The sequence below is a fragment of the Yinghuangia soli genome (assembly GCF_021502675.1).
Taxonomy (GTDB): Bacteria; Actinomycetota; Actinomycetes; order Streptomycetales; family Streptomycetaceae; genus Yinghuangia; species Yinghuangia soli.
Genome location: NZ_JAKFHA010000016.1, coordinates 32,922 through 55,342, shown reverse-complemented (window position 1 = coordinate 55,342; position 22,421 = coordinate 32,922). Strand labels below are relative to the sequence as shown.

The 22,421-nt window shown below is 71.9% G+C and carries 26 protein-coding genes; 5 read left to right on the top strand and 21 right to left on the bottom strand.

What is annotated here, in order from left to right; translation table 11 throughout:
- Positions 1-4 precede the first annotated feature (4 nt).
- From LZ495_RS24750 to hisD, 11 genes are all read right to left on the bottom strand, one after another.
- Positions 5-1,222: a tetratricopeptide repeat protein gene (locus tag LZ495_RS24750; protein WP_235055075.1), complete on the bottom strand. Its 1,218-nt coding sequence runs from the start codon at positions 1,220-1,222 to the stop codon at positions 5-7.
- 58 nt (positions 1,223-1,280) lie between these two features.
- Positions 1,281-1,652, bottom strand: a complete 372-nt coding sequence (locus LZ495_RS24745) for a YbjQ family protein (RefSeq protein ID WP_235055074.1) — start codon at positions 1,650-1,652, stop codon at positions 1,281-1,283.
- 148 nt (positions 1,653-1,800) lie between these two features.
- A complete protein-coding gene (gene hisF / locus LZ495_RS24740; protein WP_235055073.1) occupies positions 1,801-2,571 on the bottom strand; it encodes an imidazole glycerol phosphate synthase subunit HisF in 771 nt (256 codons plus the stop codon).
- Positions 2,568-2,960: a RidA family protein gene (locus tag LZ495_RS24735; protein WP_235055072.1), complete on the bottom strand. Its 393-nt coding sequence runs from the start codon at positions 2,958-2,960 to the stop codon at positions 2,568-2,570. Before LZ495_RS24735 ends, hisF begins: the two co-directional genes overlap by 4 nt.
- A complete protein-coding gene (priA, locus tag LZ495_RS24730) occupies positions 2,957-3,697 on the bottom strand; it encodes a bifunctional 1-(5-phosphoribosyl)-5-((5-phosphoribosylamino)methylideneamino)imidazole-4-carboxamide isomerase/phosphoribosylanthranilate isomerase PriA (protein WP_235055071.1) in 741 nt (246 codons plus the stop codon). Before priA ends, LZ495_RS24735 begins: the two co-directional genes overlap by 4 nt.
- A 19-nt stretch (positions 3,698-3,716) precedes the next feature.
- Positions 3,717-4,346, bottom strand: a complete 630-nt coding sequence (gene hisH, locus LZ495_RS24725) for an imidazole glycerol phosphate synthase subunit HisH (RefSeq protein ID WP_235055070.1) — start codon at positions 4,344-4,346, stop codon at positions 3,717-3,719.
- 13 nt (positions 4,347-4,359) lie between these two features.
- A complete protein-coding gene (locus tag LZ495_RS24720) occupies positions 4,360-4,512 on the bottom strand; it encodes a CG2302 family histidine operon protein (RefSeq protein ID WP_235055069.1) in 153 nt (50 codons plus the stop codon).
- Positions 4,500-5,195, bottom strand: coding sequence for a hypothetical protein (locus tag LZ495_RS24715; RefSeq protein WP_235055068.1), 696 nt, complete (start codon positions 5,193-5,195; stop codon positions 4,500-4,502). Before LZ495_RS24715 ends, LZ495_RS24720 begins: the two co-directional genes overlap by 13 nt.
- A gap of 2 nt (positions 5,196-5,197) precedes the next feature.
- Positions 5,198-5,794: an imidazoleglycerol-phosphate dehydratase HisB gene (gene hisB / locus LZ495_RS24710; RefSeq protein ID WP_235055067.1), complete on the bottom strand. Its 597-nt coding sequence runs from the start codon at positions 5,792-5,794 to the stop codon at positions 5,198-5,200.
- Positions 5,791-6,948 (bottom strand): histidinol-phosphate transaminase, encoded by a 1,158-nt coding sequence (locus LZ495_RS24705; RefSeq protein WP_235055066.1) that lies wholly within the window; start codon positions 6,946-6,948, stop codon positions 5,791-5,793. Before LZ495_RS24705 ends, hisB begins: the two co-directional genes overlap by 4 nt.
- A complete protein-coding gene (gene hisD, locus LZ495_RS24700) occupies positions 6,930-8,258 on the bottom strand; it encodes a histidinol dehydrogenase (protein ID WP_235055065.1) in 1,329 nt (442 codons plus the stop codon). The genes LZ495_RS24705 and hisD overlap by 19 nt, the downstream gene beginning before the upstream one ends.
- A 186-nt stretch (positions 8,259-8,444) precedes the next feature.
- Here hisD and LZ495_RS24695 point away from each other — a divergent pair, with 186 nt between their 5' ends.
- On the top strand, positions 8,445-10,007 hold the full coding sequence (locus LZ495_RS24695; RefSeq protein ID WP_235055064.1) for an SUKH-4 family immunity protein: 1,563 nt from the start codon (positions 8,445-8,447) through the stop codon (positions 10,005-10,007).
- A gap of 34 nt (positions 10,008-10,041) precedes the next feature.
- On the opposite strand, the gene LZ495_RS24690 is transcribed toward LZ495_RS24695, so the two are convergent.
- Together LZ495_RS24690 and LZ495_RS24685 are read right to left on the bottom strand one after the other, a co-directional pair.
- On the bottom strand, positions 10,042-10,581 hold the full coding sequence (locus tag LZ495_RS24690) for a helix-turn-helix domain-containing protein (RefSeq protein ID WP_235055063.1): 540 nt from the start codon (positions 10,579-10,581) through the stop codon (positions 10,042-10,044).
- A 22-nt stretch (positions 10,582-10,603) separates the two neighbouring features.
- Positions 10,604-10,978 (bottom strand): type II toxin-antitoxin system RelE/ParE family toxin, encoded by a 375-nt coding sequence (locus LZ495_RS24685; protein WP_235055062.1) that lies wholly within the window; start codon positions 10,976-10,978, stop codon positions 10,604-10,606.
- Positions 10,979-11,324: 346 nt separating this feature from the next.
- Here LZ495_RS24685 and LZ495_RS24680 point away from each other — a divergent pair, with 346 nt between their 5' ends.
- A complete protein-coding gene (locus tag LZ495_RS24680) occupies positions 11,325-12,860 on the top strand; it encodes an oxidoreductase (RefSeq protein ID WP_235055061.1) in 1,536 nt (511 codons plus the stop codon).
- Between the two features lie 103 nt (positions 12,861-12,963).
- Here the strand turns inward: LZ495_RS24680 and LZ495_RS24675 are convergent, their stop codons facing one another.
- Genes LZ495_RS24675 through LZ495_RS24665 form a run of 3 tightly spaced genes read right to left on the bottom strand, consistent with a single transcriptional unit; the run spans position 12,964 to position 14,341 of the window.
- On the bottom strand, positions 12,964-13,494 hold the full coding sequence (locus LZ495_RS24675; RefSeq protein ID WP_235055060.1) for an SMI1/KNR4 family protein: 531 nt from the start codon (positions 13,492-13,494) through the stop codon (positions 12,964-12,966).
- 11 nt (positions 13,495-13,505) lie between these two features.
- Entirely contained in the window at positions 13,506-13,733 is a 228-nt protein-coding gene (locus tag LZ495_RS24670; protein ID WP_235055059.1) for a helix-turn-helix domain-containing protein, read from the bottom strand.
- A complete protein-coding gene (locus LZ495_RS24665; RefSeq protein ID WP_235055058.1) occupies positions 13,733-14,341 on the bottom strand; it encodes a DUF2975 domain-containing protein in 609 nt (202 codons plus the stop codon). The genes LZ495_RS24670 and LZ495_RS24665 overlap by 1 nt, the downstream gene beginning before the upstream one ends.
- A gap of 133 nt (positions 14,342-14,474) precedes the next feature.
- Between LZ495_RS24665 and LZ495_RS24660 the strand changes: the two genes are divergently transcribed.
- The gene (locus LZ495_RS24660) at positions 14,475-15,293 is read left to right on the top strand and encodes an NmrA family NAD(P)-binding protein (RefSeq protein WP_235055057.1); all 819 of its coding nucleotides are present in this window, start codon (positions 14,475-14,477) and stop codon (positions 15,291-15,293) included.
- A gap of 44 nt (positions 15,294-15,337) precedes the next feature.
- Here the strand turns inward: LZ495_RS24660 and LZ495_RS24655 are convergent, their stop codons facing one another.
- Positions 15,338-17,053 carry a YfdI family membrane protein gene (locus LZ495_RS24655; RefSeq protein ID WP_235055056.1) on the bottom strand — a complete coding sequence of 572 codons (1,716 nt, stop codon included), beginning with the start codon at positions 17,051-17,053 and terminating at the stop codon, positions 15,338-15,340.
- A 366-nt stretch (positions 17,054-17,419) separates the two neighbouring features.
- On the opposite strand from LZ495_RS24655, the gene LZ495_RS24650 reads away from it, so the two are divergent.
- Positions 17,420-18,106 (top strand): LON peptidase substrate-binding domain-containing protein, encoded by a 687-nt coding sequence (locus LZ495_RS24650; RefSeq protein WP_235055055.1) that lies wholly within the window; start codon positions 17,420-17,422, stop codon positions 18,104-18,106.
- 13 nt (positions 18,107-18,119) lie between these two features.
- A complete protein-coding gene (gene ybaK / locus LZ495_RS24645; protein WP_235055054.1) occupies positions 18,120-18,620 on the top strand; it encodes a Cys-tRNA(Pro) deacylase in 501 nt (166 codons plus the stop codon).
- 36 nt (positions 18,621-18,656) lie between these two features.
- Here the strand turns inward: ybaK and LZ495_RS24640 are convergent, their stop codons facing one another.
- The 4 genes from LZ495_RS24640 to LZ495_RS24625 form a co-directional block, all read right to left on the bottom strand.
- Positions 18,657-19,613 (bottom strand): hypothetical protein, encoded by a 957-nt coding sequence (locus LZ495_RS24640; RefSeq protein WP_235055053.1) that lies wholly within the window; start codon positions 19,611-19,613, stop codon positions 18,657-18,659.
- Positions 19,614-19,736: 123 nt separating this feature from the next.
- Entirely contained in the window at positions 19,737-20,564 is an 828-nt protein-coding gene (locus LZ495_RS24635) for an ABC transporter permease (RefSeq protein WP_235055052.1), read from the bottom strand.
- Positions 20,561-21,598, bottom strand: coding sequence for an ABC transporter ATP-binding protein (locus tag LZ495_RS24630; protein WP_235055186.1), 1,038 nt, complete (start codon positions 21,596-21,598; stop codon positions 20,561-20,563). Before LZ495_RS24630 ends, LZ495_RS24635 begins: the two co-directional genes overlap by 4 nt.
- A 143-nt stretch (positions 21,599-21,741) precedes the next feature.
- On the bottom strand, positions 21,742-22,392 hold the full coding sequence (locus LZ495_RS24625) for a hypothetical protein (RefSeq protein ID WP_235055051.1): 651 nt from the start codon (positions 22,390-22,392) through the stop codon (positions 21,742-21,744).
- Positions 22,393-22,421: the final 29 nt, after the last annotated feature.

The window sequence follows — 22,421 nt, the reverse complement described above, 5'->3', positions numbered from 1 at the left end:
CCGGTCAGGGCTCCCAGACGTTGTCGCCGCAGTCCCAGCACGGGCGCAGGCCCGGCTGCACACGGGACTTCCAGGGCCGGGCGGGCAGATGCGCGGACCGCGCGGCATCGGTCTCGATCCGGTCCGTCGCGGCCGACAGCCGCTCGCGGGCCGTCTGCAGCCAGGGGTGCCCGCGGTGCATTCCGGCTTCGCCCTCGCGGACGGCGGTCTCCAGGACCCGCCGGGCCTCGGCGGTGTCGCCGGCGCCCGCGCGTGCGGTCCGCGCCTCGGCGAGCGCGAGGGCGGCATCGACGGTGAGCGGGTCGCCGGCCCCCAGGGACGCGCATCCATGGGCCACTGCGGCCTCGAGGTCCGCCACGGCCTGGTCGTGGCGGCGCTGCGCGGTGAACGCGCGCCCCAGCACCGTACGCAGGACGCACAGCTGCCCGCGGTAGGCCCGGTCGTGGATGTCGATCTCCTGCAGGACCGCCCGGCATTCGGCTTCGGCCTCGTAGGCACGCCCCGATCCGGCCAGGGCACGGGCCCGGGCGAGGCGCACGTTGCGTCCGAGGTCGCCGCCCGGCCCTTCGTGGGCGACCGCCGCCGCCTGCGCCGCCGCGGCCGCCCGTTCCGCCTCGTGGAAACGTTCCTGCCCGTTGAGTGCGGCCACCAGTGTCCAGCGCCGCCAGGCCCCGATCCGGGCCCGGTCCGCCTCGGGGACCTGCACGATGGCGAGGCGGTCGGCCATGGAGCGCACGCGGCTTTCCGCGGCGGCGAAGCGCCCGGCGTTCACCTCTATCGCGGCGATGGAGTAGTCCGTCTCCACGGCCTCGGCGTGCAGCCACCCGGACCGGCACTCCTCGAGTGCCAGATCCAGCAGTTCGTACGCGGCGGCGTCGTGGCCCGCACGGAGCAGGAAGTCCCCCATGGCCAGCCGGAGGACGCGCACCGTGCTGCCGGACCGCGGTCCGGCGGCCAGGAACTGCGGCAGGACCAGGGAGAAGTGCTCCCAGGCCTCCCCGCCGCGACCGAGTTCGCCGAGCGCCACCACGCGGTAGCGGTGCACATGACCCATGTGTTCGCCGTAGGCCGGCGCGTACCCCGCGCCCTCCGTGATCAACCGGTCGGCGAGCATGAGCAGTTCGCCGTACTCCTCGGCTTCCTCCAACTCGCCGGCCCGCCCGAAGAGCGTCCAGAAGTCGTCCGCCGGGTCTTTCCGCCGCCCGAACCCCACCGCCGCCACGCCCCCTCCGCGATCATGCTCATGCGCAGCACACTCTCGCAGAGGCCCGGCCTGCGGACTACTCCGCGCGGCTGATCACCACGGCGGTGCCGTACGCGCAGATCTCGGTGCCGTTGCCGGCGTCGGTGACGTCGAAGCGCATCGCCAGCACGCCGTTGGCGCCGCGGGCCCGGGCCTGCTCGATGAGGCGCTGCATCGCCTCGTTGCGGCTCTCCACCAGGGTCTTGGTCAGGCCGCGCAGTTCGCCGCCGACGATCGACTTCAGGCCCGCGCCGAGCTGGCTGCCGAGGTGCCGGGAGCGCACGGTGAGGCCGAAGATCTCGCCGATGACCGAGTCGACCCGGTAGCCGGGGGCGTCGTTCGTGGTCACCACCAGCACGCCGTAGCTGCTGTCCAGGCCGCCGCCGTAGGTGTTCAGGTCGGTGCTCATCGGGTCCTCCGGGCGATCGCGCGGCCCCGTCCGCGGAGCCGACCACTGCGCTCCACACTCGCCCGGTACGCCGACCGGCGCACCCCGGGAGGTCCCGGGATGCGCCGGTCAGGTGGTGCGGCGGCGGTGCGGCAGGTGCCGCGGCGGGTCAGCGGACCGGGTGGCCGGCCTCCCGCAGCGCGTCCTTGACCTGCGGGATGCGCAGCATGCCGAAGTGGAAGACGCTCGCCGCGAGCACCGCGTCGGCGCCCGCGTCGACGGCCGGCGCGAAGTGCTCCAGCGCGCCCGCGCCGCCCGAGGCGATGACCGGGATCGACACCTCGGCGCGGACCAGGCGGGTCAGCTCCAGGTCGTAGCCGTCCTTGGTGCCGTCCGCGTCCATCGAGTTGAGCAGGATCTCGCCCGCACCCAGCTCGGCGGCCCGGGCGGCCCAGGCGACCGCGTCGATGCCGGTGCCCTTGCGGCCGCCGTGCGTGGTGACCTCGAAGCCCGAGTCGGTGGTGACGCCCTCGCCGCAGCGCCGCGCGTCCACCGACAGCACGAGGACCTGCGCGCCGAAGCGGTCGGCGATCTCCGCGATCAGCTCGGGGCGGGCGATGGCCGCGGTGTTGACGCCGACCTTGTCCGCGCCTGCGCGCAGCAGCTTGTCGACGTCCTCGACGGCCCGCACGCCGCCGCCCACGGTCAGCGGGATGAAGACCTGCTCGGCGGTCCGCCGGACCACGTCGTAGGTGGTCTCGCGGCTGCCCGAGGAGGCGGTGATGTCGAGGAAGACCAGCTCGTCGGCGCCCTCGGCGTCGTAGACGCGGGCCATCTCGACCGGGTCCCCGGCGTCCCGCAGGTTCTGGAAGTTGACGCCCTTGACCACCCGGCCGGCGTCCACGTCCAGGCAGGGGATCACGCGTACGGCGAGGCTCACTTGGCCCCCCGGTACGCCTCGACCTCGACCTCGACCAGCATGCGCGAGTCGACCAGCGCGGCCACCACGACCATCGTCGCGGCGGGCCGGACCTCGTCGAACATCTCCTTGTGCGCGCGCCCGACCGCGTCGGCGTCCCGGGCGTGCGTGAGGTACATGCGGGTGCGCACCACGTCGGCGCGCGACAGGCCGGCCTGCGCGAGCGCCTTCTCGGCGGTCTTGAAGCCGGTCAGGGCCTGCTCGTACGGGTCGCCCTCGCCGATGAAGATGCCGTCCACGATGCTCGTGCAGCCGGACACCAGCACGAAGTCGCCCGCGGCGACCGCACGCGAGTAGCCGATGACGTCCTCGTACGGACCGCCCGAGGAAAACCGCTCGACACCGGTCATCGGGACACCGCCTCCAAGGCCTCTTCCAGGGTGAACGCGTTCGCGTAGAGGGCCTTGCCCACGATCGCGCCTTCCACGCCCATCGGGACGAGTTCGGCGATCGCGCGCAGGTCGTCCAGCGACGAGACGCCGCCGCTGGCCACCACCGGGCGGTCGGTCGCCGCGCACACGTCGCGCAGCAGCTGCAGGTTGGGGCCGGTGAGGGTGCCGTCCTTGTTGACGTCGGTCACCACGTAGCGGGCGCATCCCTCGGCGTCGAGGCGGGCCAGCACCTCGAACAGGTCGCCGCCTTCGCGGGTCCAGCCGCGGCCGGCCAGCGTGGTGCCGCGCACGTCCAGGCCCACCGCGATGCGGTCGCCGTGCCGGCCGATGGCCTCGCGCGCCCACTCGGGGTGCTCGAGCACCGCGGTGCCCAGGTTCACCCGGCGGCAGCCGGTGGCCAGCGCGGCCTCCAGCGTGGCGTCGTCGCGCAGGCCGCCGGTCAGCTCGACGGGGATGTCCAGCTTGCCAACCACCTCGGCGAGCAGCGCGCTGTTGCTGCCGCGCCCGAAGGCGGCGTCCAGGTCGACCAGGTGGATCCACTCGGCGCCGGCGCTCTGCCAGGCCAGCGCGGCGGTCAGCGGGTCGCCGTAGGAGGTCTCGGAACCGGCTTCGCCCTGGACGAGGCGTACCGCCTGGCCGTTCACGACGTCGACGGCGGGGAGCAGTTCGAGGCGACTGGCTGGGGTCTCGCTCATGTCTCGTTCCTTCGGAGTGTCAGAGGGTGGCAAGCCAGTTGCGGAGCATCTGGGCCCCGGCGTCGCCGGACTTCTCGGGGTGGAACTGGGTCGCGGACAGGTACCCGTTCTCGACGGCCGCGACGAACGGCGTGCCGTGCGTGGCCCACGTGACCATCGGCGGCGCGAGGTGGTCGGAGGGGACCATCTCCCACTTGCGGACGCCGTAGGAGTGGACGAAGTAGAAGCGGGTGTCGGCGTCCATGCCCTTGAAGAGGACGGTGTCCTCGGGCGCGTCCACGGTGTTCCAGCCCATGTGCGGCACGATCGGCGCCTCCAGGCGCTCGACCGTCCCGGGCCACTCGTCGCAGCCCGCGGTCTCCACGCCGTGCTCCACGCCGCGCTCGAAGAGGATCTGCATGCCCACGCAGATCCCGAGCACCGGCTGGCCGCCGGCCAGGCGCCGATCGACGATGCGGTCCCCGCGGACCGCCTTGAGCCCGTCCATGCACGCGGCGAACGCGCCGACGCCGGGGACCACGAGCCCGTCGGCGTTGAGTGCGGTCTTGTAGTCGGCGGTGACTTCCACCTCGACACCGAGGCGCGCCACCGCGCGCTCGGCCGACCTGAGGTTCCCCGACCCGTAGTCGAGGATGACGACCTTCTTCATGGTGCGATCCCTACTAGATGCGCAGCAGACCGGCGGCGAGCGACATGGCCGCGCACAGTCCGAGGAGGACGATGACACCCTTCGGCATGCCCTGCTTGGCGAACGAGATGACCCCGCCGATCAGGAACAACCCGAGGGCGATGAATACGACGGTCAGCGTTCCCATGAGGTGCCTTCAGTGCCTTCTGTGGTGGTCTCGGGTTCTTCGACCGGAACGATCGGCTCGGCTTCGCCGAACGGCAGGGCCGCGGCGAACAGCTGCTCCAGGCCGGGGTTGTTCAGCAGATCGTCGTCGAGATGTCGGAAGCCGATGCAGAGCACCGGCAGGCCGAGTGCGATGTAGAGGTAGGCGTGCTGCCCTTCGGCGCCGAGTTCGCTGCCATCGGGTGCCTCGCAGCGGAGCACCTGCGCAACGGTTTCGGCTTCGGCCTCGGGGACGCCGTACGGCAGGAACCACCGCGGTTCGCCGCCCACCGGTTCAGGGCGCGGGAACTCGTCGCGGTAAGGATCGAAGACAGTGCCGTCCGCGAACCGCAAGACCCCGTCCGCGTCCTCGGTGACCTGCACGGTATCCGGACCGGAGTGGTACTCGTTGACCGACACACCGTCCTGGTAGGCGTGCGCGATCAAGAAGTCCGACATCAGCACGCCGACCGTCATGGCATCGGTCCGCAGCGCGCCGCTGAGGCGTTCGGCCTCTTCGTCGAGCCGGTATGCGGACTCGTCCATGAACAGTGCGCTCACACCGTCGATCAGTGGCAACACGTACCCGGTGTCGTCAGGCAGCATCGCCTCGACGACGTCCTCGGCCGCGGCGCGGACGAGGATGTGCTGGTACGTCTGCCCCATCCCTACAGCGCGCCCTTCGTCGACGGGATCACGCCCGCGCGCCGCGGGTCCAGCACGCACGCGTCGGACAGCGCCCGGGCGAGCGCCTTGAACTGCGCTTCGACGATGTGGTGCGCGTTGCGCCCATAGGGCACGTGCACGTGGAGGCAGATCTGCGCCTGCGCCACGAACGACTCCAGGATGTGCCGCGTCAGCGTCGTGTCGTACGCGGTCCCGATCATCGGCGCCATGCCCTCGGGCTCGCTGTGCACCAGGTACGGCCGCCCCGACAGGTCGACCGTGACCTGCGCGAGCGCCTCGTCCAGCGGCACCGACGCGTTCGCGAAGCGGCGGATGCCCGCCTTGTCGCCGAGCGCCTGGCGGAACGCGCCGCCCAGCGCCAGCGCGGTGTCCTCGATGGTGTGGTGCGAGTCGATGTGCAGGTCGCCGTCGGTCTTGACGGTGAGGTCGAACAGGCCGTGCTTGCCCAGCTGGTCGAGCATGTGGTCGAAGAAGCCGACGCCGGTCGCGACGTCCACCCGGCCGGAACCGTCGAGGTTCACCTCGACGAGGACGGAGGTCTCTTTCGTGGCGCGTTCGACGCGGCCGATCCGGGTCATCGGTTGATCTCCTTCAGTACGGCGCGCATCGCGTCCAGGAACGCGGTGTTCTCGGCATCGGTGCCCGCGGTGACCCGCAGCATCCCGGGGACTCCGTTGTCGCGGACCAGGACGCCGTGGTCGAGGATCGCCTGCCACACGGCGTGCGCATCCTCGAAGCGGCCGAACTGCACGAAGTTCGCGTCGGACGCGGTGACTTCGCAGCCCATGCCGGTCAGTTCGGCGACGATGCGGTCGCGCTGCTGCTTGAGCTCCGCGACGTACCCGAGCAGCGTCCCGGTGTGCTCCAGGCAGGCCAGTGCGGTGGCCTGGGTGACCGCGGAGAGGTGGTACGGCAGGCGCACCAGCTGGACCGCGTCCACCACCGCAGGGTCCGCGGCCAAGTAGCCGAGGCGCAGGCCGGCGGCGCCGAAGGCCTTCGACATCGTGCGCGAGACGACCAGGTTCGGCCGGCCCTCGAGCAGCGTCAGGAGCGAGACGCCGTGCGAGAACTCGATGTACGCCTCGTCCAGGATGACGAGCGAAGGGCGGGCCGCCTGGGCCGCGTCGTACACCGCCTCGACCACCGCGGGGTCCAGCGCGGTGCCGGTCGGGTTGTTCGGCGAGCACAGGAAGACGACGTTCGGCCGGTGCTCGGCGATGGCGGCGAGCGCCTCGCCGAGGTCGATCGAGTAGTCCGGGCGGCGGGTGCCGGAGATCCAGTCGGTGCCGGTGCCGCGCGCGATGAGCGCGTGCATCGAGTACGACGGGTCGAAGCCCAGCGCGGTGCGGCCGGGGCCGCCGAAGGCCTGGAGCAGCTGCTGCAGCACCTCGTTGGAGCCGTTGGCCGCCCACACGTTGGCGGTGCCCAGCTCGACGCCGCCGGTCTCGGAGAGGTACGCGGCGAGCTTGGTGCGCAGCTCGGCCGCGTCGCGGTCCGGGTAGCGGTTGAGCTCGCGCGCGGCGTCCGCGACGCGCTCGGCGATGCGGTCGACCAGCTCGTCGGGCAGCGGGTACGGGTTCTCGTTGGTGTTGAGGCGTACCGGGACGTGCAACTGCGGTGCGCCGTAAGGCGATTGGCCGCGCAGCTCATCGCGGATCGGCAGATCGTCGATCCGTACGGCCGCGGCAGCGGAGGTGGAAGGGGTCGTGCCGGTCACTCGGGAACCGCCCATCCGAAACGCGCCTTGATGGCGGCACCGTGGCCGGGCAGGTCCTCGGCCTCGGCGAGGTTGACGACGTGGTGCGCGACCTCGGCGAGTGCGCTCTCGCTGTAGTCGATGACGTGGATGCCGCGCAGGAAGGACTGCACGGACAGGCCCGAGCTGTGGCACGCGCAGCCGCCGGTGGGCAGCACGTGGTTCGAGCCCGCGCAGTAGTCGCCGAGCGAGACGGGCGCCCACGGGCCGACGAAGATCGCACCGGCATTGCGCACCCGGGCGGCCACCGCGGCAGCGTCCGCGGTCTGGATCTCCAGGTGCTCGGCGGCGTATGCGTCGACCACCTTGAGGCCGTCGCCGACCGAGTCGACCAGCACGATGCCGGACTGCCGCCCGGACAGCGCGGTGGTGACGCGCTCGACATGCTTGGTCGCGGCGACCTGGGTGGCCAGCTCGGCCTCGACCGCGTCGGCCAGTTCGGCCGAGTCGGTGACCAGGACGGACGCGGCCAGCGGGTCGTGCTCGGCCTGGCTGATCAGGTCGGCGGCCACGTGGACCGGGTCGGCGGTGGCGTCCGCGAGCACCGCGATCTCGGTGGGGCCGGCCTCGGAGTCGATGCCGATGCGGCCCTTGAGCAGGCGCTTGGCGGAGGTGACGTAGATGTTGCCGGGGCCGGTGACCAGGTTGACGGGCGCGCAGGGGCCCGCGCCGTACGCGAACATCGCGACGGCCTGGGCGCCGCCGACCGCGTACACCTCGTCGACGCCGAGCAGCGCGCACGCGGCCAGGATCGTCGGGTGCGGCAGGCCGCCGAACTCCTTCTGCGGCGGCGACGAGACCGCCAGGGACTCGACGCCGGCCTCCTGGGCCGGGACGACGTTCATGACGACGGACGACGGGTAGACCGCCCGGCCGCCCGGCACGTACAGGCCGACGCGCTCCACCGGGACCCAGCGCTCGGTGACCGTGCCGCCCGGCGCGACCTGCGTGGTCGTGTCGGTGCGGCGCTGGTCGCGGTGCACGATGCGGGCGCGGCGGATGGTCTCCTCGAGTGCGGCGCGGACCTTGGGGTCCAGCTCCTCGAGGGCACGGGCGATGGCGTCGGCGGGGACCCGGATGTCGGTGAGGCGTACGCCGTCGAAGCGCTCGGTGATCTCGATCAGCGCCTCGACCCCGCGATGATGCACGTCGGCGCAGATGGGGCGGACCGACTCCAGGGCCGCCTCGACGTCGAACTCGGCACGGGGCATCACGTCGCGCAGGGCCGCGGGGCTGTCCAGGACAGCCCGACCGGCGGCGCCGCGCAGATCGATACGGGAGATCACCTGTCCCAGTGTAGGGAGCGCCCTACATAGAGGACTGCGCGTGTCGCGTGGTGAGACGGCACATCGGGGCAACGTGAGACGCGTCACACGGCGTACGGTGCCTCTGGTACGCGTGTGACGATCGCGTCCGGGCGAGGCGGCCGATACGCAGCGTGAACAGCCCTCGGACGCCGGGAGGGGCAGGGCATGGCAATCCTGGACGGCGCTTCGTGGGCGCACTGGGGGCCTGCGGCACGGCGCCGGTCCGGGGCCTGGCCGGGGTCGGTCGTCGCGGGTGCGCTGACCGTGCGGAAGGGCGAGGCGGCGGTGGTGACCGCGGCCGAGTCGGGGCTGATCCGGGTGTACGACGCGGGCACGGGCGAGCCTTTCGGGCCGGGGACGCGTACCGGCCTCGGACACGTACTGGTCGGCAGCGCGGGCGCGGCAAACCCCTCCGATGCCGTAATCGTGCTGGTCGACCGTTCGGGTGCCGGCGAGATCGTGGCGCCGGACTCCTTCGAGCACCGTTCGCTGCCCGGCTCGGGACGCACCGGCGAGTACGTGGCGGCGGCTGCCGACGCGCGAGGCGTCCTGGCCGTACTGCCGTCGCGCGGTGCCGGTCTGGCGGTCGTGGACCCCGAATCGGGCGAGACCGCGGAGATCCCGCTCGGGCAGCACGCGGCGCAGCTGACGGCGGTGACTGCCTTCTCGGCAGACGGCGAACTGCACGCCACAGTGCTCTACCGCGACGGCTCCGCCGAGACCCTCGCGCTGCGGACCGGTACGCAGGTGGCGCAGTGGACGGCGCACGAACCCTGCCGGGCCGCCGCCGCGGCGGTACTCGCCGAGCCGGGACGCGACCCGGTGCTTGCCGCCATCGGCAGTCGAAGCCTGCGGCTGTGGAATCCGATGACCGGTCAGGAGTCCTCTCCCGCCGTGGAGTTGGGCGAACGCGAAGGCGCCCTGCACGTGACCCTACGGCGTACCGACGAGGACGGAGTCGTCGTCGCCTGGTGCGCGTACGACAAGGTCTTCCGCGCAGTCCCGGCCACCGGCGAACGCCTCGCGACGCTGGACCTCGGCGCTCCGGTCCGCTTCCTGGCGTACCGCGACGACGGCGCACTGCTCGTCGCAGGCGCACACGGCATCGCGGCGATGGCCCCGGACGCCACCGGCATCGCGGCAATGACCCTGGACGCCCCCGGCATCGCGGCAATGACCCCGGACGCCCCCGGCACCGGACCGTCCGCCGACCCCGACAACTCCGCACACGCCTCCGCCCAGCTCCCGACCACAGTCTTCGCCGGCCCCTGGGTCCGCGTCCCCGAAGACGTACTCCCCGCCGGCATCACCGACCCCGGCGCCCGCACGGCGCTGACCGAAACCGGACTCCCCGGCTCCGGCTGGTTCGAAGCCGCCCCCGGACTGGCCGACATCGGCCCCGAGGAAGACCCCGAACATCCAGGCCTGTTCGACATCGGCGCACTCGGCGACGACGTAGTCCTGGTCGACGGCGCAAGCGGCGCGGTGCTCATCGTCCACAACGGCCAAGCCGAGCCCGGCAACACCGGCCTCGACGCATTCGTCGCCTGCCTGATCGTCGAAGCCGACGCCGCCGACCGCGCCCCGCAGGGCTTCGCCGACGAGCCAGCCCGAGAGGAATGGCGCACCGACATCCGCACCCGCCTCACCACCGCCGACCCGGCAACCGCAGCGGAGGACTCGTGGTGGACCCTCTGGCTCGACACCCAACCCGGCGGCTATTACTGAGCTGACCGTCCGCAACTGACCGGCGCGGCGCCGGTCACGCCGCTCCGTGATGCGGGGTCAAAGTGAACTCGAACCCCTCGTCCTCGCCTGTTCGGACCCTGACCAGCGCATCGGCGTCCAGGGCTCGCGCGAGCTTAGCGATCACCGCCAGCGTGGGCAGCGCAGAAGCGCTCTCTTCGATACGCGACACCGACTGCTGCTTCATGCCGGCCGCGTCTGCGAGCTTCCGCTGCGACCAGCCCTTGGCAGTACGCAGGTTGTAGACCGCTTCGCCGAACAATCTGGCAGCCCGCGTGGCATCGAACTCGGCGCGCTCGGCGGCGTCCAACGCCGTGACTTCGGCCTTGACGTCCCAACGGCCGTGGCCGCTGCCGCCGGTTCTGCGCGAGACGGGTGCTGGTGCCTGTTCGGCAGCGGGCACATTTTCGGGGACGCTCCCGGTCCCGCCGGTCGGCAGCGCCGTCGAACGCAAGGCGCGGGCACGGCGTCCCGACAGCCCTACCTGTTTCCGCAATGCCGCGCCGGGCGCCGAAGGACTCTCTGCGGCCTGCACTGTCCTCTTTCCAGTGGCCATTGCTCGCCTTCTCCCTGCAGTGCTAGGCGTCTGGTTCCCAGAAGTGCGTTGCCGGTGGATGTTCAGCTTGGCACTCCTTCATGACGGCACGGGCGCGTTCGACCTCGCGCCGCTCGAGGCTTCTGGTCTTGGGGAACACGGTCAAGAGGACGATTCTCCTGCCTGGGGCCAGCCAGTAGGTCAGCCGCATGTTCCGGGGATGCACACGCAGTCTCAGCTCCCGCAGACCACTGCCCAGATAGCGCGCGTGGGGCTCGCCAAGCGTGGTCGGCGCGTCGACGAGAAAGTCGACGGCTTCCAGTGCCTGGCGATACTGCTTCGGCGTCAGCGAGGACAGCCATTCCCCCACCTCCGGCTCGAGTTCGACGTCGTACAACTCGCCGCCTACAACATCCATGTTGTCACTCCTCATCCGCCGGGGCAACCTGCGGCACGGAGCGGGACGGTAGCGACGATCATTACCTTTCGCAGTTGAATGAACACATTGGGCGACATGCACATGTCGCTGTCCGCCCTTCGAGTGACCGGCACTTCCGTGTCGCGACAACTCAGCTTCGACGCAGGCACTTTCGTCGTCAGATCCCGAGCTTGCACGGGCCAGAGCGGGGCTCGCCGAGCGGTTCCCGTCTTCCCTCCGGCACCGGCACCGGCACCGGCACGCTGGCTGCGCCGCCGACGCGTCGGCGATGGCAATCTTGGGGCTGCCAACCGCACGCGGTACGACACGACAACGGGGACTTCACGTGGCCGACCTGCCTGACGATCTGACGCCTGCGGAAGTGCGGGTCTGGGAGGCGTACCGCAACGGGACGCAGTGTGCGTTCGGGGCGGTGGCGGGGCCGCAGGCGTCGGACTGGCCTACTCCGCGGGGGCGGTTCGGGGCCGATTGGGGGCCGGAACGTACCGTGCGGGCCGAGGTGTTGAGCCGTTTGCTGCTCGGCGCAGCGGAGTCGGTGCCAGGGCGTATGCCCGCCCTCGACCTGGTCGGTGCGCGGATCACCGGCAACCTGCACCTTCGCGGTGCGCGCGTGGACGCGTATGTCGCGCTGCGCGGCTGCCACTTCGACGGGCGCGTCACCCTCAACGACGCGACGACGTCGACGATCCGCCTGATGGGCTGCTCGGTCGAGGCGGTCCGCGGGCGGCGTGCGCGGGTTGACGGCGACCTGTGCCTCACGAACTGCCGTATACGGCACGGCATCAACCTGGTCGACGCCCAGGTCGCCACCGATCTGGTGCTGCACGGCAGCCGCATCTTCCCGATGGACGACGGCCGATCCATCAACGCGGACGGCCTGGAGCTCAACCGCGACCTGAGCGCGCACGGCCCGTTCCACGCCACCGGAACGGTCAGCCTGCGCAGCGCGCGGATCGGCGGCCGGGTGACCTTCTTCAGGGCCCGCATCGACGCCCGGCCGGGTTTGGACTCCCGCGGCTTCCGGCACTTGGCGCTCGACGGTGCGTCCATGTACGTCGAGCAGACCCTGCATCTGAGCGACCACTTCGCCGCCACCGGCTCGATACGGCTCAACGACGCGCGGTTCGGCGACGCGATCGTCATCGACCAGGCGGAGATCCTGCGGGACCCCGACGAGGCGCTCGCCATGTGGCGCGTCACCGCACGCACGTTGTCACTGGTCATCGCACCCGACCCGCAAGGCCGCATCCTGATGAGCGGCTCGCAGTTCGGTGCACTTACCGACACCCCGGACACCTGGCCGGACGCGGGCCGCATCGCCATCGGCGGCATGACGTACACCGTGCTGCGGTCCACACGTCCGATGACCCTCGACCAGCGCCTCACCTGGCTCGCGCACGCGACGCCGGAGTACGAACCGCAGCCGTACGAACAACTCGCCACGGCGTACCGGGCCTCGGGGCAGGACGAGGAGGCGCGCAGCGTCTTGCTGGCCAAGCAGCGCCGCAACCGCGAGACGCTCCGCCCCGCAGGCCGGATCTGGGGCCACATCCAGGACGCGGCCATCGGCTACGGCTACCGCCCCGCCCGCGCGCTCTCGTGGCTCGTCGCCCTGATCGCCATAGGCACGGTCGCGTTCAGCATCGACCGCCCGACCCCCATCAAGGCCGACGAAGCCCCGCACTGGAACGCCTTCTTCTACACCGTCGACCTGCTGCTCCCGGTCGTCACCTTCGGCCAGGAAGCCGCCTGGAACCCCGGCGGCTGGGCCCAGTGGGTCGCGTACACCTTGATCATCCTCGGCTGGATCCTCGCCGGCGCCGCAGCCGCAGGCGCCACAAGAGTCCTCAACCGCGCGTAACAGGGTTCGAAACCAGACCTGTTCGCAGGGCGCCGGCCGCAGTGCTTCCTCGTCGAACAGCAGCGGCTCGATCTCACCCAGCAGCGCCGGGCGCAGCGGAGCGCTACGGCCAGAGCAGCTGATAGGTGGGGTTCTCGACGGCGGTGTCGCTGAAGATCTCGCCGTTGAACTCGCCGCGGAGGCCGCGGTAGAGCACCTCGAGAAACGGCATATCCAACTCCCGCTGATCGGCGCCGTAGTCGAGCAGCACGGGGCCGTTGGCGTGCTCGGCGCCTTCGACTGCGACCAACCACCCCACGCCCATGTGGTTATGGCCGATGGGAAAGTACCCGCCGGCTTGTGGGTACGCCACGAAATCGATGCTTTGCGGATGCCATTCACGCATGGACTCGTAGGCGTACACGTGCGATTCCACCTTCCAGCGCAGGTCCGCTGCGTCAGGGCCGGCGGGGGCCCGTGGGTGGAAGAGGACCAGTTCGTCTCCCAGGATGCACGGCCCGTAGCTGGAGACGAACGCCTTGTAGTCCATCGGCAAGCGCACGTCGAAATCGTTCTCGAACTCCGTCCAGTCCGCGTCGACGTCATGGCGCAGTCGAGGTTCGCCGATGAGGGTGCGGAACGACTCAAGGTTCACCAGGCCTCCGTTCACTGCGGGTCGCGGCAGGTGAGGAGGTCGCCTACGGTGCAGTCGAGGGCGTGGCAGATGGCCGTCAGGGTCGAGAACCGGATGGCCTTTGCCCTGCCGTTCTTCAGGATCGACAGGTTGACGACGGTCACGCCTACTTCCTCCGCGAGTTGGGTGAGGGTCATGCCGCGGGCGGCGAGGAGTCGGTCCAGGTGGACCTCTACGCGGTGTTCCTCTTCCGGTGGCATCAGACCAGGCCCTCGACGTCGGCGCGCAGGCGGGTGCCGCGGCGGAAGACCTCGGACAGGGCGGCAACGAGGATGCCGATCAGAATCGGGGGCCACGTGAAGGTGACTCCGGTGTCGATCAAGTACTGGGCCCCGCTGTTCCCGATCAAGGAGCCGGTGGTGAGGGACTCGACGATGGGGTCCAAGGTGCCGAAGGCGATCACCAGAGCCGAGATCGCGGTGACGCGGCGGGCGTTGGCCGGGACGAAGGGGTCGCCCGCTTTCAGGGTGCGGACGACGCGCAGCAGTAGGTAGACCACGGCTAGTGCAAGGCCGGCGCTGACCAAGCGCGGCAGCGCCAGCATCACGCGTTCCTTGAAGCTCGGGTCGGCGAAGCTCAGTTCTCCGGTGGAGCCTTCGGTCAGAGCGAACGAGCCTTGGCGGAGGATGTCGGCCCCGTCTCCGCCCCCGCCCAGCGGCACGGCCCTGCTGGTGATGACCGGGTCGATGATCCCGACTATGCCGAGCAGCGGCATGGCCATGCCTACGACCAGGACGACGACGCCGATCGCGGCGAGCAGGATCTCAAGTGTCTTGCTGTCCACGCGCTGCCACTGTGCGACGCTCATGCGACCCCCATATCGTTTATCGATACGAACGATAAACGATATGGGAGCTGTTGCGGAAGACCGGGTCGCAGGAGAGGTTGACTTCAAGTTCGGTTCAACTTCTAGCGTCGGTGCAGACGAAAGGAGTTCGGCTGTGACGACGCTGGTTACAGGTGCGACGGGGAACACGGGCAAGCATGTGGTCGCGGAGCTGGTCCGCCGCGGGGAGCATGTGCGGGCGCTGACGCGAGATCCGGGGGCAGCAGCGGGGTTGTTCCCGGACGGGGTGGAGCCGGTCGCGGGGACGCATGCCGAGCCGGGGGCGTTGGGGGACGCGCTGGCCGGGGTGGACCGGCTGCACATCACCGTCACGTCGGGACTCGCCGAGGTGGGGCCGGAGTTGGTGCAGCGCGCGGTCGATGCGGGAGTACGGCGCATCACCGTGCTGTACGGGGGCTACGTGGGACCGGTCGAGCAGGCCGTGGCGGAATCGGGCGTGGAGTGGACGCGGCTGGAGCCGCAGGAGTTCATGTCCAACACGCTGACCTGGGCGGAGTCGATCCGCAGCGACGGGGCAGTGCGCGAGCCGTACGACTTCCCCAGCGCACTGGTCCACGAGGGCGACATCGGCGCGGTGGCCGCGCTGGCTCTGCTGGAGGACGGGCACAACGGGCAGGTCTACAACCTGACCGGTCCCGAGCTCCTGACGAGCAGCGAGCGGCTCGCGATGCTGGGCAAGGCGATCGGGCGCGGCATCGGCTTCGTACGCATCACGCACGAGCAGGCGGTCGAGCGGCTTATGGCGAACGGAGTTTCGCACGCCGACGCCGACTACGTGGTCGGCTGGTACGCCAATCCGCCGGCGGAGGCCGCGACGGTCGACCCCACGGTGGAGAAGCTTCTCGGGCGTCCGGCCCGGACATTCGCGCAGTGGCTGGAGCAGCACGCGGACCGCTTCCGCGGGTCCGCGTAGGGTCCCGGATAGTCACGCCGTCACGCCGTCACGCCGTCACGCCGTCACGCCGTCACGCGGTCCGGCGCGTCCTGCCGTCCCGGTCGTTCCCCGGCCGGCCGGTCGTTCCGCTCGTTCCACTGATTCCGGCGGATCCGGGACAGCCGCCGCCGGACAGGACCGGCACCGGCAACCCCGGCCAGCCCCACCGCCACCGCCGCAAAGAAGGCGCCGAGCCATACGTGCTTGGTCAGTTCGTAGTACCCGTCGCCCCACACCGCCACCGCACATGTGGTGAGCGCAAGTGCCGCGGAGACGGCGGCCAGGAGGAGGAGCCCGGTCGTGGGAGTGTGTCCCCGGCCGGGCTCCGGGCCTATGCGGCGGCGGAAGCGCTGGTTCGCGTACCGCACGGGTCCCAACACGGTCAGCCCGCTCAACAGCAGGAAGCCGACCGCGCCATTGCCCGCCGCGTTGACCGCGCCGACCGCGACGTACGGCGTGTCCATGGTGATGCGGATCTTGCCCTTGTCCGGCCCGCCCCCGAACTCGTACGCGGCCAGGTAGTTGTTCCGTACGCCCTGCGTCGCGGCTATCCCGGTGGTCAGCAGGCGGTAGCCGATCTCGGGGTTGCGGGCTATGTACTCGGCGGTGCGGGCCCGGGTCTCCTCGATGTCGAACTTGAAGTAGTGCTGCCAGTCGGGCTGCACCTTGCGGTCCTGGTCCGGCCACTCCTCCATGCCCACCAGCGGCCCGAAGGACTCGGGCAGGCCGAGGTCGGCGAGGGAGCCGCCGTTGCGCTGCACTTCGAGGGCGACCGCACCGAGCACGAAGTCGCCGGTGGTGAGTTCGTTGAAGTTGAGTTCGCGGGACCAGGTCTCCCCCGCCTTGTACCACTGGGCCGCCGGCACCAGCAGCGCCGCGCACATGCCGAGCGACACCAGCCTCGGGAGCACCAGCCGCGCCCAATACGCCACCCGGCGCGGCCGGAAGGGGCGGGGTTCGACGAGCCGGGTGCACAGCAGGACCGCGACGCCGACGCCGATCAGCGGCAGGTTCGCCTGCTTCGCCAGTCCCCCGTACGCAGCCCCGAACAGGACGAGCGCGACCGAGGTGAAGCGCTCGGCGTACGCCCGCACCGGATTGGCGAGCAGCCCCGCCGCACCGATGAGCAGCGCGACCGACCCGACCAGCCCCGCCGATTCGGAGAACGGCGACATGAAGAAGCGCGACATCGCCGGGGCGACGGCCGCAAAGCCGATCACGGCAAGGGCGCACATCCCCGGTCGGCCCCAGCGCCGCAGGAGCAGGACGCCGCATCCGACGACCACGCCGAGCATCGAGGACTCGACCGCGGCGAGCTTGCGAAGACTGAAGGTCCCGGTGTCCGGGACCAGGGCGTTCAGCAGGAGCCGGCGCGTCGTGGGATAGACCACATCGGCCCAGCAGTCCTGCCCCTCGCCGACCTGGTACTCGTGGACGACGCCTATCTGCCCGTTCCACCGCTGCGAGGGCGTGTCCGGCAGCAGTCCGGACGGGCAGGTCAGCCGCGGCCCGTCGCCGTTGTCGGCGGCGCCGTACACGGTCCCGACGACCCCGGTCACCAGCCAGACCGTGCCGATGGTCAGCACCGCGACCAGCACCGCGCCGGCCTTCCAGCGCCAGGACGCCTTCTCCGCGGTCTTCGGGCGGCTGCCCGCGGACCCGGTTCCGCCCGCCCCGGCCGCTCCGGCCGCGGAACCGGCCTCGGCTATGTGCGCTTCGCTGGACGGCCTGGTGGCCACGGCAGACATCGGAAAAACACCACCAGGACATCGCGTGACGGACCGTCCGGCGCGGGCCGGACGGGCTGGACTGGACAGGGGGCGAAGGCGGGCGGACCGGTGCCGTCGGTCCGCCGCCGCGATCGTTTCGGACCCCCAAGATATCCAGCGCGCCGCCCCTGATGTCGCCGAGGTGACGTGACGGGATGTCACATTCCGGTACCTGTCGCCGCGGATCCCGGTGCAGCCCCGGCAGGCCCGCCCCGCGCGATTCCGGACTGCGGCGCCATCTCCCCGCGCCGGCAGGCGGATCGCGGTGCCCGGCCGCGGCCGTCGTCCCGGGTTGTGGAAAAGTCCCCCGGGGTGACACCGGGTGCAGGACTAGGCTTGGGTTCCGTGACCGACCGGCTCCCGTTGTTTCCGCTCAACTCGGTGTTGTACCCGGGTCTTGTGCTGCCCTTGAACATCTTCGAGGAGCGGTACCGGCGCCTTGCCCGCGACCTCATCGCGCTGCCCGAGGACGAACGGCGCTTCGGAGTCGTGGCCCTGCGCGCCGGCCAGGAGGTCGGCGACCTGCCGGTCGACGCCGTGGACGCGGTGTTCCCGCTGGGCTGCACCGCCGAGGTCGCCTCGATCCGGCCGCACGCGGACGGCCGGTTCGACATCGTGGCCACCGGCGCGCAGCGCTTCCGGCTGCTGTCGGTCGACAGCACCGGCCCGTACCTGGTCGGCGAGGTCGAGTACCTGGACGAGCCGAAGGGCGACGACGCGGCCGTCCTCGCACTCGCCGTCACGCAGGCGTTCGCGGAGTACCAGCGCCGGCTCCTCGGTGCGCAGGGCCGCAGCCCGATCGAGATGCCCGAGCTGCCGGACGACCCGGTGGTGCTGTCGTACCTGGTCGCGGCCGCGGTCGTGCTGGATCTGCCGGACAAGCAGGGCCTGTTGGTGGCGCGCGACGGCACCGTCCGGCTGCGCGAGGAGTTGTCGCTGCTGCGCCGCGAGAACGCGCTGCTGCAGCATCTGCGCGCGCTGCCCGCGGTCGAGCTGCTCCGGGCAAGCACGGAACCGAACTGAAGGGCTGCCGTACGTGGCGAAGAGCAAGGCCGCCCGCGGCGGCACAGGCACCCCGGCGACCGTCGCCCTGACCCGCGAAGGCGTCGCGTTCACGCTGCACGCGTACACGCACGACCCGGACGCGGCGTCGTACGGCGAGGAGGCCTCGGCCGCACTCGGCGTCTCCGCGGACCGCGTGTTCAAGACGCTGCTCGCGGACGTGGACGGGTCGCTCACGGTCGGCGTGGTCCCGGTCGCGGGGAAGCTCGACCTCAAGGCCCTGGCCGCCGCGGTCGGCGGCAAGCGCGCCGCGATGGCCGACCCGGCCGCGGCCGAGCGGGTGACCGGCTATGTGGTCGGGGGCATTTCCCCGCTGGGCCAGAAGAAGCGGCTCCCCACGGTGGTGGACGCGAGCGCGCTGGCGCACCCCACGGTGTTCGTGTCGGCCGGCAAGCGCGGCCTGGAAATCGAGCTGGCTCCGGCCGACTTGGTCCGCCTGACCGGCGCCGGGACCGCGGAGATCGGCCGAGCCTGAGACCCGCCCCCGGCGCGTACGCGGGTGCGCCCGCGCTCAGTCGTCGCGCTTGGTGAGGTCCGGCCCCGCGGACGGCGGCTGCGCGCTGCCCGGAGCGGCGTCCTCGCCGGCGCCGCCGGACGCCGTGCCGCCGTTGGTGCTCGGCGGGGCGTACGGGTCTGCCTGCGCGGCACCCGGAGTGCCATACGGCGTGCCGGACATCATCGGCTGACCGCCCGTCCACGCCCCCTTGGGCGGCAGGCCCAGGTTCTTGCGCTCCTGGTCGCGGGCGCCGAAGCCGGCGGTCAGGCACATGAAGAGCAGCAGCGACGCCATCGGCCACAGGTAGAGGACGCCCTTGGCCTGGATGCGCAGCGGCTCGTCGTACTCGATGCGGCCGTCGCGCTCCAGGTAGAACGAGCCAAAGTGGTCGGGGCCGAGCGCCGCGCCGATCTTGTACGCGACGTACGCGCCGAGCAGACCGCCCACGCCGAGGCCCGCGCCGACGCCGATGCCGTACTTGCGGCCGCCCTTCCAGAACGCGACGGCGGCCACCAGCAGGCCCGCGCAGATGCCGATGATGCCGAACCAGCCGTCCCGGGCGAACTCCGACTCAGGCTTGGCGCTGGGCCGCAGGTAGTCGACGTGGTCGACGACGATGCGCGGGATGTCCGGCGCGACGGCGTACCAGATGGCGCCCACCGCGGCAGCCAGGACCAGGCAGGCCGCCACCACGATCAGGCCCGCGATCACATCGCCCTTGGCGGCCGCCCACAGGTCCACCGGCTGCCGCGGCGCGGCGTGGCCCGGGAACGCCCAGGACGCCGAACCGGGTGCCGAGCCGGGCATCGGGCCAGGCATCGGTCCGGGCATCGGTCCGGGCGTCTGGCCGGGCTCGCTGCCGTGCGGACCGGACTGGCCGTACGCGGTGCCGGGCAGGCCGGGGCCGGCCGGGTCCGGGCCCGGGTTCGAAGCCGGGGCCGGGTTCTGGTCGGAGTGCCAGGGCGACGTCATACGGTCAGCGTCCCATGATCGTGGTCGGGTCGGCCGGTCGGCACGGGCCGACGCGGCAAGGTGTCGCACCGGCCGCGCACCCGCACACCCGCGCAGCGGGCGGGCGGCGGGGCGGTGCGCCGGTCAGTTGCGGGCGCTGCGGCGGAAGGCCCAGGTCGCCACGGTGAGCATGGCCACGCCCACGCCGGCGCAGACCGCGAGGTTCGCCGCGAAGGCCGTCCAGTCGGGGGTGCCGTAGGTCGCGATGAAGGCGTCCACCCCGTAGGAGGACGGCAGCAGGTCGCGGCCCAGTTCGATGATCCACGGCATCCGGTCCACCGGGATGATGCCCAGCAGCAGCGCCGCGGACATGCCCAACTGGCCCAGCAGTGTGGCGAGTTCCTGGCGCGGTGCGAGCAGTCCGCAGACCGCTCCGACGCCCGCGAGCGCGGCTCCGGACAGCGGGACGACGAGCAGCAGCGCCCACAGGTTGGCCAGCGGCAGCTGGAACATCAGGGCGCCGATGACCGCGGTGGCGACCGTGCCGGGCAGCGTGAACGAGGCGTACGCGGCGGCCATGCCGAGCACCACCGCCGCCGGGCGGACCGGCAGCGTCATGTAGTAGTCGAGGGCGTTCGCGGCGCGCAGCGCGCCGAAGTGCTGGGCCAGCAGGTTGAGGGCGACGAACGCGACGACCAGGACGCTGGAGCCCGCCACGACCGCCTCGCGGGCGCTGTCCGAGCCGGTGTCGACCACGCCGCGCATCAGGATCATGATGCCGACCGACTGGAAGACCGCGACGAACAGCAGCGGCACGCGCGAGACCCGGGTGCGGGACAGCTGCGCCCGGTAGACCGCGGCCAGCCCGGCCCACAGCGGAGTGGCCGGGGCGAGCGGCACCCCGCCGCCGGGAGCGTCCGGGGCGGTCGGCGCGGCTGCGTCCGTCCGCGGGGTGTCCAATGCCTGGGTCATCCCTTGACCAGCCCTTCGTGCCGTCCGCCGAGGGCGAGGTACGCGTCCTCCAGGCTCGGCGTCGACAGCGTGAAGTCGTCCAGTACGGCGAACGCCGGGCCCGAGGTGACCGCGGCCAGCAGTTCGCGGGCGGTGGCCGGGTCCATGCGGGTGGTCCAGCGGCGCCCGATGCGCACCGCGTCGCGGGCCAGCCGGGCGACCGCCGGGTCGTCGAGCGGCGGTTCGCCGCGCCACACGAGTTCGAGGCGGACCTCGTCGCCGACCGCGGCCTTGAGCCCGCCGGGCGTGTCGCAGGCGATGACGCGGCCTTCGTCGAGCACCGCGACGCGGTCGAGGACGGTCTCGGCCTCGATGACGTTGTGCGTGACGAGCAGCACGGTGGTGCCGTGCTCGGCGCGGCGCCGGTCGATGGCCGCCCAGACGGCGCGGCGGGCCACCGGGTCCATGCCGGTGGTCGGCTCGTCCAGGACGAGGACCGGCCGGTCGCCGACCAGGGCGGTGGCCACGCAGGCGAGCCGCCGCTGGCCGCCGGAGAGCCTCTTGAGCGGCCGCTCGGCGAGGTCGGTCAGGCCCAGTTCGGCGACCACCGCGGAGCGCGCCGCGCGGGCCGCCTCCGGGCTCAGCGCGCGCAGCCGGGCAGTGGTCTCGATGGCCAGCGCGACGGTCAGTTCGTCGAGGGCGCCGGCCTCCTGGCCGAGGTAGGCGACCAGCCGCGGGGCCACGTCGGGGCGCCGCACGACGTCGTACCCGAGCAGGTCGACGGAGCCCGCGTCCGGCCGCAGCAGGCCGGTGAGCTGGCGGACCAGGGTGGACTTGCCGGCGCCGTTGGGGCCGAGCAGGCCGAAGATCTCGCCGCGCCGGATGTCCAGGTCGATGTCCACGTTGGCGTGCACGGTGGTGCGGGCCGTGCGGCGGCCGGTGCGGTACGTCTTGGTCAGGCCGGCGACCCGGTAGCACGAATCGGCGGGGCCGCGGGCGGCTCCCGGTTCCGGGGCCGCGGCTCCCCCGCCCTTGGTGAAGGCTGCGCCGAGCATGGCCACGCTGTGCCTCTCCTGGCCTCTCCCGCCCGTGCGGCCGCTGCTGCGGCTCCGCCAGGGTGACGTGTGACGTGTGGATGCTGCCGGTCCGGTCCGGACTCCGCCGTCCCGGCGGGGGCAGAGTCCGCCGACCCAAAACTCTACGTGGCGCTGCGCCCTCCGCGTGCCGCACCCCTGGCCAGTGCCTGCCGGGCGCGCGCCCACTGGTCGCGGGGCAGGACCGCGCCGCGCCATCGGATGTCGCGCAGGGCGCGCTCCTGGTCGGCGGGCAGCCGCCGGGCTGCGTACGCGGCTCCGATCTTGAGCAGCGTCCAGGGCCGGGACGGCAGTCCGACGCGGGCGAGTTCGCGCTTGAGGTTGGGCCACCACACGGTGGTGGCGTCCATGAGCGCGTCCTCGGCGCCGTCGAGGCGCTTGAAGCCGGCCAGACGGCCGACCGTGCGTGATATCGCCCACTGGATGACGACGGCGATGACGAAGAGCACCAGCAGGGCGACGCCGAGCGGGATGGTGACCCCGCCGAACAGGAGCAGCACGCCGAAGACGAGCAGCACGTACTTCAGCAGGAAGATGAACTCGAGCCGGCCGAGGACCAGCTTGCCCGCGATGTAGCGGACCAGGAGCGCGGCCTGAGCGGTCGTCAGCTTGGTGTCGACGTCGTCCGCGGCGCCTTCGCCGGCCTTGGCGAACGAGGGCCCGGCGGCCGGGCCGCCCGCAGCGTCGCGCCGGTCCGCCTCGCGGGCCGCCTGCTGGAGTCTGCGGCCGCCCTTGGCGGCCCCCACCCCCCCCAAGCCCCGGAGGACCCAACCGGCCAATCGCA

What these genes read in the sequence shown, in the direction of transcription:
- LZ495_RS24635 (WP_235055052.1), bottom strand. Translation starts at nt 20,564, where the DNA reads ATGACCCAGGCATTGGACACCCCGCGGACGGACGCAGCCGCGCCGACC.
- LZ495_RS24735 (WP_235055072.1), bottom strand. Translation starts at nt 2,960, where the DNA reads ATGACCGGTGTCGAGCGGTTTTCCTCGGGCGGTCCGTACGAGGACGTC.
- LZ495_RS24705 (WP_235055066.1), bottom strand. Translation starts at nt 6,948, where the DNA reads ATGGGCGGTTCCCGAGTGACCGGCACGACCCCTTCCACCTCCGCTGCC.
- LZ495_RS24715 (WP_235055068.1), bottom strand. Translation starts at nt 5,195, where the DNA reads ATGGGGCAGACGTACCAGCACATCCTCGTCCGCGCCGCGGCCGAGGAC.
- LZ495_RS24685 (WP_235055062.1), bottom strand. Translation starts at nt 10,978, where the DNA reads ATGGATGTTGTAGGCGGCGAGTTGTACGACGTCGAACTCGAGCCGGAG.
- LZ495_RS24745 (WP_235055074.1), bottom strand. Translation starts at nt 1,652, where the DNA reads ATGAGCACCGACCTGAACACCTACGGCGGCGGCCTGGACAGCAGCTAC.
- priA (WP_235055071.1), bottom strand. Translation starts at nt 3,697, where the DNA reads ATGAGCGAGACCCCAGCCAGTCGCCTCGAACTGCTCCCCGCCGTCGAC.
- hisB (WP_235055067.1), bottom strand. Translation starts at nt 5,794, where the DNA reads ATGACCCGGATCGGCCGCGTCGAACGCGCCACGAAAGAGACCTCCGTC.
- LZ495_RS24640 (WP_235055053.1), bottom strand. Translation starts at nt 19,613, where the DNA reads ATGACGTCGCCCTGGCACTCCGACCAGAACCCGGCCCCGGCTTCGAAC.
- LZ495_RS24690 (WP_235055063.1), bottom strand. Translation starts at nt 10,581, where the DNA reads ATGGCCACTGGAAAGAGGACAGTGCAGGCCGCAGAGAGTCCTTCGGCG.
- LZ495_RS24665 (WP_235055058.1), bottom strand. Translation starts at nt 14,341, where the DNA reads ATGAGCGTCGCACAGTGGCAGCGCGTGGACAGCAAGACACTTGAGATC.
- LZ495_RS24695 (WP_235055064.1), top strand. Translation starts at nt 8,445, where the DNA reads ATGGCAATCCTGGACGGCGCTTCGTGGGCGCACTGGGGGCCTGCGGCA.
- LZ495_RS24670 (WP_235055059.1), bottom strand. Translation starts at nt 13,733, where the DNA reads ATGCCACCGGAAGAGGAACACCGCGTAGAGGTCCACCTGGACCGACTC.
- hisH (WP_235055070.1), bottom strand. Translation starts at nt 4,346, where the DNA reads ATGAAGAAGGTCGTCATCCTCGACTACGGGTCGGGGAACCTCAGGTCG.
- LZ495_RS24720 (WP_235055069.1), bottom strand. Translation starts at nt 4,512, where the DNA reads ATGGGAACGCTGACCGTCGTATTCATCGCCCTCGGGTTGTTCCTGATC.
- LZ495_RS24630 (WP_235055186.1), bottom strand. Translation starts at nt 21,598, where the DNA reads ATGCTCGGCGCAGCCTTCACCAAGGGCGGGGGAGCCGCGGCCCCGGAA.